The organism is Arcicella sp. LKC2W (assembly GCF_034931005.1).
Taxonomy (GTDB): domain Bacteria; phylum Bacteroidota; class Bacteroidia; order Cytophagales; family Spirosomataceae; genus Arcicella.
In genome coordinates this window covers 80,010-93,000 of record NZ_JAYGIN010000019.1, presented here as the reverse complement: position 1 = coordinate 93,000, position 12,991 = coordinate 80,010, and the positions used below count along the sequence as shown (strand labels likewise).

Below are 12,991 nucleotides of genomic sequence, written 5' to 3'. Positions count from 1 at the left end.
AAAAATGATAGTTTAGACAATACTCAACAATTCTTTCATGCCAAATACACCTTTTTTGCCTACAATCCATTCTGCGGCAATAACTGCCCCCAAAGCAAAACCTTCACGCCCGTGAGCGATATGAGCGATTTCAATTTGGTCAATTTCTGAAATGTATTTTACAATATGTGTTCCTGGAACTTTCCCTTCTCTTGCAGACCAAATAGCTACTTCATTATCTTTAGAAAGCTCGTTATTAGTCCATTTATCTTTTCCTTCTAAATTTTCAATAATTCCCTCCGCAATGGTTATTGCCGTTCCAGATGGAGCATCTTTCTTTTCAGTATGATGTATTTCCGTAGTAGAAACGGTATATTGTTTTTGAGGTGACATCAAACGAGCCAACGTTTTATTTAATTCAAAGAATAAATTAACACCGATAGAATAATTTGATGACCAAAAAAATGCACTCCCTTTTTCATGAGTAAGTGCTTCTAATTCAGGCTTTTTATCAAGCCAACCTGTCGTCCCACAAACTACAGGAATCCCTTTTTCAATGCAAGTTTTAACATTTTGGTAAGCAGAAGAAGGATGACTGAATTCAATTACTGCATCTACCTCAGAAGCAGAAAGGTTTTCAAATTCTTGACGATTATCTACATCGATACGGGCAATAATGTTATGACATCGGCTCTGAGCAATTTTTTCAATAACTTTACCCATTTTGCCGTAACCAAGTAATACTATATTCATGTTTTTTTTAGGTAGTAGTTATGAATTATGAGTTATGAATTATAAGTTATGAGTTATGAGTTATAAGTGGTAAGTCGTAAAATTTATCGGAAAATCACTCCGCAAATTCATAACTCATACCCCATTACTCTTTACTCTTTACTCTTTACCCTTTACTCTTTACTCTTAACTAAATTTATTTGAATGCGAATGTTAATTTTGCTCCAAAAACTGGCGTTGCCATATCTGGACTCGTAATGGTTGGTTGTATTTTCAATGAAATATCATCGGTCATATCAAAAGTTTTCAAGTGAGCCGTTACGTTGGCATCAATGATATTAGCTGCCCAAACAACGGCTAACAATAAGTATGAGCCATCTCTATTTCTTCTATATCCCGACACAATGGTATTCAACTGACTTACGTTCAAATCTCTTGACACATCTTGATTGTAAAGAGTTACGGGTATCGTTGAAGCTGTTGCCTGTTGGTCGTAGGCTTTTTGTAAGTTTCCTTTGTAATAATGATAACGTGTATCATTATAAATAATAAAAAAGATATTTACACCAAAAGCTCCAGCAATAAACGGCAATTTCCAATACTGACGATTATTAATTTGTCCCCAACCTGGTACCATTGCCGAACGAATCGTTGATACTCTTGGGATAATTTTATAGAACTTCTTTAAGGAATCTTTCTTTGACATTGTCTTCACCAAAGTATCTTTTGCCATGATTTTTGAGGAATCAACGACATTTTTTTGGGAGAAAACTTTTGCAGAAAAAGTCACTAAAAGAAGTAAAAACAATAATTTTTTCATCTAAATTTTTTAAAAATCAAACGCAAAATTACCGTTTATATTCTTGGTACTAAAACGATTTAAGATTTTTTAATATTGGTATCAAGAAAAAAGGGTCAGATTTTAGTTGTTAGTTTTGAAAGCTAATCACTAAAAGTTAACCCTTTTAATCTTCTACGCTTTAATCGCTAATAAAATTTTATCTAATTCTTCTTGTGAAGTAAATGGTATTTTAATTTCGCCTTTACCTTTTTCATCTGCCTTCACCACTACTTTTGCACCAAAATAAGCCTGTAATCTAAATTGCAAACTTCTTATTTCTTGCTTAATGCCTCCACCGATTGCCTTTTTAGCGGTATTTACTAAATTAGAGTCTGCTAAATCTCTAACGGCTTCTTCCACTTTTCGTACTGACCAATCATCTGAAATTATTTTCTTGAAAATATCTAACTGTTGTTCACGGTCAGTAATATTGATAATCGCTCTGGCGTGTCCCATCGAGATTTTCATATCTCTTAAAGCCACTTGAATAACATCTGGTAATTTCAGAAGGCGAATATAATTATTTACCGTTGTTCTGTTTTTCCCAACTCTATCTCCCAACTCCTCTTGCTTCAATGAACATTCAGTAATCAAACGCTGATAACTTAGTGCAATTTCAATCGCATTTAAGTTTTCACGCTGAATGTTTTCAATCAATGCCATTTCAAGCATTTGTTGGTCATCAGCAGTTCTTACATAGGCAGGAATTCTTGTCAATCCAGCACGTTTCGATGCTTGCAAACGACGCTCTCCAGAAATCAATTGGAATTTATTAGGGCCAATCTGACGAACCGTAATTGGTTGAATAATTCCTTGTACTTTGATTGAATCTGCTAATTCATTAAGTGCTTCTTCATCAAAGTGAGTACGTGGTTGATAAGGGTTTGTTTCAATCAACTCAACCGAGATTTCATTCATTGAACTGATTTGTTCAAACCTTGAAGGTCGCTCCATTGGAGTAACTGGTTGACGAGGTTGAACATTATTTACTTCGTCAGAATCTTGAAGTAAAGCTCCTAAGCCTCTTCCCAATCCGACACGTTTTTTCATTGTTGGAATTTCTACTTTACTCATTATATTTTAGTTTTTAGGTGTTGGGGGTTAGGAGTTAGGGCTTAAAGGTTAGAGATGCAATTGCGATAATTCTATTGCTTGAAATCCCTAACACCTAATCCCTAATCCCTAACACCTAACCTCTACTCTTGTGTAACGTATCCATTTTTTGCCAAAACCTCACGAGCGAGATTAAGGTAACTAATTGCTCCTTTACTTTCAGAATCGTGGGCGATAGCAGGAACACCAAAGCTTGGAGATTCAGAAAGACGAATATTTCGAGGAATAATGGTATTGAAAACCATGTTATGAAAGTGAGCAGTAACCTCTGCTACAACTTGATTAGAAAGGCGAACACGTAAGTCGTACATCGTCAAAAGAATACCTTCAATAGCAAGATTTGTATTCAAACGAGACTGTATAATTTTTACTGTATTCAATAATTTACCGAGACCTTCAAGAGCGAAATATTCACATTGTACTGGAATAATCACTGAATCAGCCGCAGTGAGGGCATTAATAGTAATCAAACCTAATGATGGAGAACAGTCAATGATGATAAAATCGTAATTGGCAGAAATTGGCTCTAACGATTCCTTCATTTTTTGTTCACGGTCACGCAGGTTAATCATCTCGATTTCAGCTCCAACTAAGTCAATATGCGAAGGAATGATGTGTAAATAAGGCAGGTCAGTAGCAATAATAATATCCTGTGCCAAAACGCCATCAACCATACATTCGTAAATCGAATTCTCAATTTCTTTGGGATTGTACCCTAACCCAGAAGTAGAGTTGGCTTGCGGGTCAGCATCTACAATGAGCGTCCTGAACTCTAATGCAGCCAAACTTGCCGCTAAATTAATGGTAGTTGTGGTCTTTCCTACACCGCCTTTTTGGTTGGCTATGGCAATTATTTTACCCATTTTAAGTTTTTTCTGATTCTCGACTTCAAATATCCGTCTTTCCATCCATATTTACAAAGATGTGTTCCACAAAATGTTTCACGAATGGACTTTTTAGCTTTAATTATTGCAAAAATCAAGTGGAATGATTTAATAAAACTACGTTAAATTGAGATAAAACACATTTTTACAAAATGAGATTAAGTCAATGTTAAATAAAAAAAACGGCTCATAATCTCTGAATAATCCAAAATCATGCCCATAAAAGAAAGTTTTGGTTCTTGGAAAGAATTGTTTGAACGCTTCATTAAATGTAAATTAGCACGATTTTAGAATATACCAATATTAATCTTTTCTTTAATATTATTAAATTTTCTTAACATAAAACTATATGTCATCAACATCCACTGAAACAGAAGTAATTAAGTCCGACAAGTATCCTGCCGCCATTCCGTACATTATCGGAAATGAAGCCGCCGAGCGATTTAGCTTTTACGGAATGAGGTCAATTTTATCCATTTTTTTAGTTGCTCAATTTTTTAATCCCACAGGAAATCCTGCTTTAGTGGCTGTTGCTGAAGCAAAATCAAACGAACAAGTTCACCTTTTTGTTGCTTTAGCTTATTTTACGCCCATGATTGGTGCTATTATGGCAGACTGGTTTTTCGGAAAGTATAAAGTTATTCTCTATGTATCAGTGATTTATTGTGTGGGACATTTGTTTTTAGCATTGTTTGACCATGATTTAACTTGGTTTGGATACGGGCTAACCTTAATTGCCATTGGTGCTGGTGGTATTAAATCATGTGTATCAGCAAACATGGGTGACCAATTTAATAAAACCAATGAACATCTGATTTCAAAAGTATATGGTTGGTTCTATTTTGCTATCAATTCTGGCTCTGTACTTTCCAATTTCTTTATTCCAATTTTATACAAAAACTATGGTGCATCGGTAGCATTTGGTATTCCAGGAATATTAATGGCTTTGGCAACTTTAATATTTTGGTTGGGTAGAAAAAAATATATCATTGTGCCTCCATCAGGAGTAAATTTTGACTTAGCCAAAATAAAAGATGGTCTTGCCGCAGCTGGTCGTGTATTAGTAGTATTTATGTTTATTCCGTTGTTTTGGGCATTATGGGACCAAAATCTTTCAGAATGGGTGCTACAAGCGAGTCATTTAGACCTTGAATTATGGGGTGGCGTTACTGCATTACCAAGCCAAGTTCAATTAGCGAATCCTGTTTTCTTGGTAAGTTTCTTGCCTATTTTTACTTACGTTATTTATCCTTTCCTTGAAAAAATAAGAATTATTCCTACTCCACTCAGAAAAATTGGCGTTGGATTATTTTTAACAGGAGCTTCTTTTATCATCATTGCTCAAGTACAAGAAGCAATTGATGCAGGTGGACATCCTTCAATTTGGAAGCAAATATTCGCCTATCTAATATTAGCTTGGGGAGAGATTTTAGTTTGGGTTACGTGCTTGGAATATGCCTACACGAACTCACCTAAATACATGAAAAGTACAATGGCTGCTATTGGTTTATTAACCGTTTCATTGGGCAATTATTTAGTGGCTTTAATGAATGAAAGTATCTCAAATGGTGGTTATTTCGCACAATATACGGGAGCAAGTTATTATTGGTTTTTCGTAAAATTGATGTTTATTGAGGCGGTCATATTTGTCTTAGTTTCAAAATTCATTAAGGAAAAAAGATACGTAGGAGAAGATTAGTTATCAGTGATTGGTAATTGTAACTCATAAAAAAAGGTAGTCAAATTGATTTGACTACCTTTTTTTATGTTAAATCACTGATAAACTAATAACGAGTTACCAATAACTAACTACTAATTATCTTTCTTGATATAAGTTTTGTTACCATTTGAGTTGATGTAATAACGACCTCCACGTGGACCTTCGTAGATGGTACGACCTTTATCATCTTTACCCGTAATTTTATCGTCTCCAGCAGATGCTTTCTCTGTTGCTTTATCAGCTTTCTTAACCGTTTTAGGTTCTGGCTTTACCGTTGGGTTTTTATCAGCTACTTTCTTTGAATCTACTTTTTCTACCTTCTCTACTTTTTCTTTCTTTTCTTTTTTCTCAGCTTTTTCAGCGTCTTTTTCTTCTTTAGATTTTTTCTCTTTTTTCTCAGCTTTAGGCTCGTCAGCTTTCTTTTCTTTTTTCTCTTTTTTATCAGCTTTAACTTCTTTTTCTACTTTCGCTTCATCTTTTGCTTTTTTCTTAGCATCTTTTTCGGCTTTTTTTGCGGCTTTGTCTGCATCCTTAGCAGCTTTATCTGAGTCGTCTTTTTTATCAGCTTTCTTTTCTTTTTTCTCTTTCTTTTCTTTTTTCGCTTTAGTGTCATCTTGTGCCTTCACTGAAGGGCTTACAACAAATAAGCCACAAAGTAAAATGGCTAATGCAACGATTTTTTTCATGATTTCTGGTAAATTTAATAATTATGTAAATTGGAAAAAGCCATAAAACTGTACGCTGTTTATCATTTTAAATTAGGTTGAAGATTTATTTTTCTCCTAAAACTTTCATTTTTAAAGCAACAAATACAATTTTCACAACTTGTGACCGTAAATATTTGAATAGTAACTGAAATTGCAAAGAAAATTCTTTGTTATTATTCAAAAAGTATTGTTTTAGTCTTAAAAAAAGGGTTGGATGTGGTTTTATCGTTAATTTTGCTTTAAAAACAGGCAAATTGATGTTAGTCTAATAACTTTCATTCTTGCGAATTAAACTATCAAAATCCTAACCATCATTTATAAATCTGAACACATCGTGAAAAAGCTCTTTCTTTTTATTTTTTTAATTTGGGGTATTCCTTTATTTTCTCAAAGTTTTACCTCTATTACTGGGAAAATCATCGACGATAACTCTAAGCAACCACTTGCGGGTGTATATGTGGGTATTCCTGCCAAAGGGGCAAGTACGTCCAGTATTGGGGTCATCACAAACGAAGCAGGCGAGTTTATCTTGAAATATCCAATTCTATTACAAGCAACAGGAAGTTTAACGATTACTAAAATCAATTTTAAAGATATTCGGAAGAGTTTATTAGAATTTAAAGACAAAAAAGATTCCTTAGTTTTTGAATTACAAGCTGTGAATAAAAGAACGATTGAATCCATTGATGGTCGAAAAACAATTGATTATGCCATTAATAGATTAGAGAAAAACTATAATGTCAATCCTTATTTTATGTATGGATTTTATCAAGAAAGCTTATTTTGGGATTCAACCTATGTAAAAATTGCGGAAGGCATTTTGAGAACTGAAAAATACCCATTTCCAGAAAAAGGTAATTTAGGCGAAGTTTCCAAACTTTTGAAAGGCAGAAGTTATGAAAAAAATGAGAGAAAGGAAGAATGGGGAAATTTAGAATTTAGTAACGGAGCAGATTTAGTAACTCGAACTATCGAAACTAAAATTCCTGATTTTTTAGAGAAACAAAACTTGAAAAATTATAAATTCCAGATAGAGTCGGAACTCGAAGAATATGATGGAATGCCCGTATTTAATATTTCGTTTGCTCCAATTGACAAAAAAGTAAAAGGTGGTAAAATCGGAAAAATACAGATTGATACGCTCACAATGGGCATCTTAGGGTACGAATACGAATTTACGGCTGAAGGTCTGAAAGATATTATGGGTGGTTCGTCGTTTGGTGGCAATAGAGATGCAAAAGTAAAATCTTTTAAAATTGTACAATCCTATCATGCAGCCTTAAACAACTACTATTTACACCAATCAACCTTTAAAATAGAAGCAGAAATTACGCAGAATAAAATTAAAATTCCTGCTTCGCTCAATTTATCATTTTCAGCAACTGAAGCCAATACACGGATGGGAATGACGATAAAGGATAATGAAATTTTAGAGGATACAAATTTCCCGAATGGTGGTAAAAAGTATGAAGAAAACTTTTGGGGTAATTTCAATTACATAAAACCAACGGAGGAATTTAAAAAATTAATTCGTTAAAATTTATTTCCCCACAAACAAAACCTACCAATAATATGATTTGTAAAGCTCAATTAGAGGATGTTCCTGCATTAAATAAATTAGTCAATTCGGCGTACAGAGGCGAATCTTCAAAAAAAGGTTGGACAACCGAAGCTGATTTATTAGGAGGAATCAGAACCCACGAAGAAGGAATTTCTGAAACAATTAATAAACCTGATACGACCATTTTTAAATATACCGAAAACGAAGAAATACTTGGTTGTGTGATGTTTGTGGAACAAGGCGATGCCATTTATCTTGGAATGTTGACAGTTTCGCCTGATTTACAGGGAAAAGGTATCGGAAAGAAGTTTTTAGCAGCAGCAGAAGTTTATGCCAAAGAAATAGAAAAATCAAAAATCGTCATGACAGTTATTTCAATCCGAGCAGAATTAATTGCTTGGTACGAAAGACATGGATATGTTAGAACTGGAGAAACCAAACCCTTCCCGATGGATGACCCAAATTTTGGTATTCCGAAGCAAGCATTAGAGTTTATTGTTTTGGAGAAAAGAGTTTAAGGAAAGGTTAAGGGTTAAGGGTTAAGGGTTAAGGGTTAAGGGTTAAGGGTTAAGGGTGATTCAACTCACCCATTAACTCATAAACCCTAAACCCATAAACCCTTAACTCATAAACCATTAACTCATAAACCATTAACTCTCAATACCCCACCGCAGTATCATCCGCACGGACATCAGCCCCACCTTCATAACTACCGTCTGGCAAAACCAAAATACAATCCATTCTACCAATCGTATTTTTCTGAAAATCAATCTTATAACCTCTATCTCGCATTCTTTTTAGCGTTTGTTCAGTAAATCCTCCTTCTTCAAAAGTAGTACGGTCTGGCAACCATTGGTGGTGAAAACGCAAAGCATCAACAGCTTGTTGCATCGTCATTCCGTGTTCGGCCACATTCAAAAATACTTGAAAAACCGATGTAATAATGGTTGAACCGCCTGGAGTTCCCAAAACCATTTTCAACTTTCCGTTTTGCTCAACAATGGTTGGAGTCATTGATGATAACATTCTTTTGTTCGGAGCAATGGCATTTGCTTCGTTTCCAATCAAACCATAAGAATTGGGTACACCTGGTTTGATAGAAAAATCATCCATTTCGTCATTCATTAAAAAACCTGCACCCTCTACAACCACTTTACTTCCGTAAGAATTATTTAAAGTTGTTGTGATAGAAACTGCATTTCCTTCTTTATCGACAAAAGATGAGTGCGTAGTTTCTACACTTTCATAACCCGAAATTGTACCCGCTTTCACTTTTTTACTATCCGTTGCTTGTTCAAATTGAAAATCCTCCCAACGTTTTTTCAAATAACTATCTTCCAATAATTCCTTTTGTGGAACTTTCACAAAATCTGGGTCACCCAACCAAGTGGCACGGTCTGCAAAAACACGGCGTTCTGCTTCAATCATGACTTGCGTAGTAGAATCTGTATGCCAACCCCAACGTTGCAATGGATAAGGTTCAACATATTTCAGTAATTGAGCCAAAGCAATCCCTCCACTCGACGGCGGTGGCATTGAAATAATTTTCATATTTTTATAACTCTCAACAATCGGTTCACGCCAAGTAGCTTTATAATTATCTAAATCTTTTTGGGTGATAATTCCTCCTCCACGTTTCATTTCTGCTAATAACAATTGAGCCGTTTCTCCTTCATAAAATCCTTTTCTTCCTTGTTCTTGAATTCGGCGAAGTGCTTTCGCTAAATCCTTCTGAATCAGCAATTCTCCTTCTTTCCAGTCTGTTGTATCAGCTTTCATGAAGTATTTTTTAGTAGGATTATATTTGATAAAATCTGGCTTAGTTCTATTCAATCCTCTGGCTTCACGCATGGTTAGTATTACGCCATTTTCAGCTAAATCTACAGCTGGTTGTAAAATTTGTTGCCATGTTAATTTGCCAAAACGTTTATGAGCTTGCTCCAATCCGTCAACTGCTCCAGGTGTACCACTTGCCGTGTGTCCGTACCAACTTGGTTGTCCAGCTTTTACATCGCCTTTTTCATCCAAATACATATCACGATTAGCATTTTCTGGAGCTTTTTCACGATAATCTAAGGTGTAAGATTTCCCTTTTTTATCACGATAAACCAAGAAACCTCCTCCGCCAATATTTCCTGCGGCTGGATGAACAACTGCTAAGGCAAATTGTGTGGCAATGGCTGCATCAATGGCATTTCCGCCCATTTTCAAAATATCTACACCTACTTGCGAAGCAACAGGGTGAGTAGCCGCAACCATACCGTTTTTACCATAAACTGAGGCTTTGGAGGCAACAAAAGGCGAAGCATCTGGGTCTTCGTTAGAAAACTGATAAAAACCGAGATTTTCGTTAATTTTTGGGGAAGTATTTGTTTGAGAAGTAGGTTGAGTTGTTTTGCATGAAACTAAAACCAAGCAAGTACCAACCACAGAAAATAAAGTTTTCTTTGATATTTGTATTTTCATTCGATGAAGTTTTTATTTTGAAGATACGAAAATAATTAGTTCTGTACAAAATTAGTCACGGGTCTGTTTTCTATTCTCAAAATAGCTAAAAGCTCAAAACACCTTGATTAGTAAAGTTTAAAGTACCCTTTAAAATAAAATTTATAGGTTTTACTTTAATGGCATCCACCTGAATCGAATCTCCTGCATTTATTGTCATGCTATGATAATTTTGAGGAAAACAATTACAATCCCAGCTATTCGCTTTCTCCCAATTACCTGATTGAGAACTCTGAATATGGAAACTTTGAGATAATTTTGGGCTTGAAACTCCTAAAAATGACTGCACATTAATGGCATTTATCCAAAGATTAGCAGCAGAAACTAAGCCCTGATTTCCAAAATGTAGTCCATCTGGACGCTCGCTTCCTCCAATTCCGTTTCCATTATCACTAATAACATCGAGGTCTGGGCCTGCAAAATTATTGGATTGAACCCGAACAGAAGCTTGTGCATTACGAGGAGCATCTCTAATAGGATAAGGGGCAGGATTTTGTCCGTGGTCAAGTAAATATGAATCTAAAGCAATCATCCAAGCTAAATTGGGAATCTTGGCATCAGTTCTACTTTGTTCAATATAACCTTCCATCCAAGCCTGAATAGTCGTCTGCAAATCATTGCGTTCATTGACTCCATGCAGACATAAAACCGCCCGAATACCTGTCAACGGAACATATAATTGTAAAATATTTTTTAAATTAATATAGGGCATTCCAATACTCGATTTAATAAAACCATGCTCAAAAGGTATTCCTTTGGCAGATTTAAACCAATGCTCACTTTTTGTTCCACCAAAAGCCGCCCCATATAACATAATAGGAACATTGAGTTTATGCGTTAAAGAATCACCAACAATACTCCAAAACCAAGGGCGACTACTAAATGGAGCAATTCCAGAAGCAATAGAAACTTTAGAAAATTTGAGAACTGGTAAATATTGAGCGTCAGCCGTTTGCAAATATTTACACCAAAGGGAATCCGAACTGGTAGCGGGCTGATAAAAAGGAAATGAGCCATTGCAACTTGGTTCTTGTCCAACGGCAATACAACTCACACGGTCGTCTGTGGCATCAGGTCCAGTTTGTCCATACGCTCCACCTTGAGCATTGGAATGACCAACAAAAGTAAATACCTCTCCAATGCCAACTCGTTCAACCACCGTCGGACTACCAACAATGATTCCGTTTTTAATAGCTTTGATTTCTAAATTATACCAACCACCTTTTACTGCAATTGAACCTGAAAATAGATTAGTAGGATTTTCTTGAACGATTTGCCAGTTTGTAGCTAAAATGGTATCAACTCTTGCCTGTTCGGGTCTTGGCACTAAGCGTGCTTCTATTCTATCAGCAGCGACATTTATCCGACCAACGATATTCAAACTTGCCTGATTCGCATTATTCCGCTGAATTACAGCCCTCGAAACAGGAAAAACTACCGATATTTGAGCAATGCCAGAAAAAGAGAAGAAGCATATCAACAGACTTAATAACCAATATTTCCCAGCTAAAGAAGTGTTTTTAAAAAGGCAATAGAACCTTGATACTTGTAGGGCAAGCATAATAAATTTCATGTAAAATAATTTTATTGATAATTGGAAAAAGAACAAAATAGTTTGTCAGATAATCGAAGTAATAAGACCAGCAAGAGACAGAGTAGCGTTCAATAAAACGATTAACGTTAGTATAAAAGGCAGATTACAGTCAATCAACTATTTACAAATCACGGTGAATTAAAAGAATGGCAACTGTACAAGTAAATAAATACTCTTAAAAAATCAATATTTGGCACTAAATAATCATTCGTTTACGTTAAAATTTTAACAAAATTACCCAATTTTATTTTTCTTCTTACGAAATGCTGAGTATTAATTATATTCGTAGAAATTATCCGTATGTCACCCGTGAAAATTGCGTTCAAAGTATTATTTATACATATTTTTTTACTAATAGCCTTTCAATTAAAGGCTCAAATTGGCAGAAATAATAGTTTTACATTCTTAAACATTCCATCAAACCCAGTTACCTCTGGCTTAGGAGGCATCAATATTTCAAAAGCTAATAATGACCCAAATGGTTTTTTACAGAATCCAGCTCTTTTAGATTCTTCTCAAAATAATCTTTTAGCAATCAACTATTTACCTTATTTTTCAAGCATCAAATATTCATCAGTTGCCTACGTTTCTAAAATTCAAAAACAAACTTTTGGTTTGGGAATTCAGTATGTTGGCTATGGAGATTTTCAGCAAACAGATGCTTCTGGAAATATTTTAGGTAAATTTTCAGCGAATGATTTTGCTATCACACTTTCACACGCTCGTAAGCAGGGTAATATTACTTTTGGAGGAAATCTAAAATACGTTGGTTCAGTGATTGAAAGTTATTCTGCTTCGGCACTTTTATTAGATTTTGGTGGTATTTTCAAACATCCCAATAAAGATTTCTCGTATGCTTTGACCGTTAAAAACATCGGAATTCGTCTAAAGGACTTCAGCCCTTTCGATAATCCAGACTTACCGCTTGACGTACAAATGGGCATATCCTTCAAACCTCAATATATGCCTGTTCGTTTTTCGCTCACGGCACATCATCTGTACAAATATGACATAACGTATTTGGATAAATCAATCGTGAAAAAGGATTTGAGTGGAAATATCATTGAAACCAATGTAAATGTTTTGGATAATATGGCAAGACATTTAATATTTGGAGCAGAATTATTATTCAGTAAAAACTTTAATATACTGGTAGGCTATAATCATCTCCGTAGCAAAGAACTTAGCCAACAAAACCTGAGTGGGTTTTCGGGTTTTTCGGTAGGTTTTTTATTCAAAACCAAGAAGATTAATTTTTCTTATTCATACTCAGGATATAACACCGCAGGAAATCTCAATAGTTTTGGTTTAGTTTGTGATTTAGGAAAATTTATACAGTAATTTTGCTTTCATTC

General features: G+C 35.0%; 11 protein-coding genes. 4 read left to right on the top strand and 7 right to left on the bottom strand.

All coding sequences use genetic code 11. The features are described from left to right. Window positions 1-12: 12 nt before the first annotated feature. The 4 genes from dapB to VB796_RS16085 all read right to left on the bottom strand — a co-directional run bounded on the left by dapB (window position 13) and on the right by VB796_RS16085 (window position 3,528). Window positions 13-732, bottom strand: a complete 720-nt coding sequence (gene dapB / locus VB796_RS16100) for a 4-hydroxy-tetrahydrodipicolinate reductase (protein ID WP_323347593.1) — start codon at window positions 730-732, stop codon at window positions 13-15. A 175-nt stretch (window positions 733-907) separates the two neighbouring features. Then, window positions 908-1,531, bottom strand: coding sequence for a DUF5683 domain-containing protein (locus VB796_RS16095; RefSeq protein ID WP_323347592.1), 624 nt, complete (start codon window positions 1,529-1,531; stop codon window positions 908-910). A 153-nt stretch (window positions 1,532-1,684) separates the two neighbouring features. Beyond that, window positions 1,685-2,626, bottom strand: coding sequence for a ParB/RepB/Spo0J family partition protein (locus VB796_RS16090; protein ID WP_323347591.1), 942 nt, complete (start codon window positions 2,624-2,626; stop codon window positions 1,685-1,687). A 122-nt stretch (window positions 2,627-2,748) separates the two neighbouring features. Continuing rightward, a complete protein-coding gene (locus tag VB796_RS16085) occupies window positions 2,749-3,528 on the bottom strand; it encodes a ParA family protein (RefSeq protein ID WP_109741116.1) in 780 nt (259 codons plus the stop codon). Between the two features lie 370 nt (window positions 3,529-3,898). Here VB796_RS16085 and VB796_RS16080 point away from each other — a divergent pair, with 370 nt between their 5' ends. Beyond that, window positions 3,899-5,248: a POT family MFS transporter gene (locus VB796_RS16080; RefSeq protein ID WP_323347590.1), complete on the top strand. Its 1,350-nt coding sequence runs from the start codon at window positions 3,899-3,901 to the stop codon at window positions 5,246-5,248. 113 nt (window positions 5,249-5,361) lie between these two features. Here the strand turns inward: VB796_RS16080 and VB796_RS16075 are convergent, their stop codons facing one another. Then, on the bottom strand, window positions 5,362-5,955 hold the full coding sequence (locus VB796_RS16075; RefSeq protein ID WP_323347589.1) for a hypothetical protein: 594 nt from the start codon (window positions 5,953-5,955) through the stop codon (window positions 5,362-5,364). A 355-nt stretch (window positions 5,956-6,310) separates the two neighbouring features. Between VB796_RS16075 and VB796_RS16070 the strand changes: the two genes are divergently transcribed. Both VB796_RS16070 and VB796_RS16065 read left to right on the top strand, forming a co-directional pair. Further along, window positions 6,311-7,513, top strand: coding sequence for a hypothetical protein (locus VB796_RS16070; RefSeq protein ID WP_323347588.1), 1,203 nt, complete (start codon window positions 6,311-6,313; stop codon window positions 7,511-7,513). A gap of 35 nt (window positions 7,514-7,548) precedes the next feature. Then, window positions 7,549-8,055, top strand: coding sequence for a GNAT family N-acetyltransferase (locus tag VB796_RS16065; protein ID WP_323347587.1), 507 nt, complete (start codon window positions 7,549-7,551; stop codon window positions 8,053-8,055). A 139-nt stretch (window positions 8,056-8,194) separates the two neighbouring features. Here VB796_RS16065 and ggt read toward each other — a convergent pair whose 3' ends face one another. Together ggt and VB796_RS16055 are read right to left on the bottom strand one after the other, a co-directional pair. Next, window positions 8,195-10,003, bottom strand: coding sequence for a gamma-glutamyltransferase (gene ggt, locus VB796_RS16060; RefSeq protein ID WP_323347586.1), 1,809 nt, complete (start codon window positions 10,001-10,003; stop codon window positions 8,195-8,197). An 85-nt stretch (window positions 10,004-10,088) separates the two neighbouring features. Further along, window positions 10,089-11,615 (bottom strand): hypothetical protein, encoded by a 1,527-nt coding sequence (locus tag VB796_RS16055; RefSeq protein WP_323347585.1) that lies wholly within the window; start codon window positions 11,613-11,615, stop codon window positions 10,089-10,091. Window positions 11,616-11,936: 321 nt separating this feature from the next. On the opposite strand from VB796_RS16055, the gene porQ reads away from it, so the two are divergent. Then, entirely contained in the window at window positions 11,937-12,977 is a 1,041-nt protein-coding gene (gene porQ, locus VB796_RS16050) for a type IX secretion system protein PorQ (RefSeq protein WP_323347584.1), read from the top strand. Window positions 12,978-12,991: the final 14 nt, after the last annotated feature.

Bases quoted from the DNA above. Each gene is read 5' to 3' on its own strand.
- dapB (WP_323347593.1), bottom strand. From the start codon at position 732: ATGAATATAGTATTACTTGGTTACGGCAAAATGGGTAAAGTTATTGAA.
- VB796_RS16090 (WP_323347591.1), bottom strand. From the start codon at position 2,626: ATGAGTAAAGTAGAAATTCCAACAATGAAAAAACGTGTCGGATTGGGA.
- ggt (WP_323347586.1), bottom strand. From the start codon at position 10,003: ATGAAAATACAAATATCAAAGAAAACTTTATTTTCTGTGGTTGGTACT.
- VB796_RS16085 (WP_109741116.1), bottom strand. From the start codon at position 3,528: ATGGGTAAAATAATTGCCATAGCCAACCAAAAAGGCGGTGTAGGAAAG.
- VB796_RS16095 (WP_323347592.1), bottom strand. From the start codon at position 1,531: ATGAAAAAATTATTGTTTTTACTTCTTTTAGTGACTTTTTCTGCAAAA.
- porQ (WP_323347584.1), top strand. From the start codon at position 11,937: ATGTCACCCGTGAAAATTGCGTTCAAAGTATTATTTATACATATTTTT.
- VB796_RS16065 (WP_323347587.1), top strand. From the start codon at position 7,549: ATGATTTGTAAAGCTCAATTAGAGGATGTTCCTGCATTAAATAAATTA.
- VB796_RS16075 (WP_323347589.1), bottom strand. From the start codon at position 5,955: ATGAAAAAAATCGTTGCATTAGCCATTTTACTTTGTGGCTTATTTGTT.
- VB796_RS16055 (WP_323347585.1), bottom strand. From the start codon at position 11,615: ATGAAATTTATTATGCTTGCCCTACAAGTATCAAGGTTCTATTGCCTT.
- VB796_RS16080 (WP_323347590.1), top strand. From the start codon at position 3,899: ATGTCATCAACATCCACTGAAACAGAAGTAATTAAGTCCGACAAGTAT.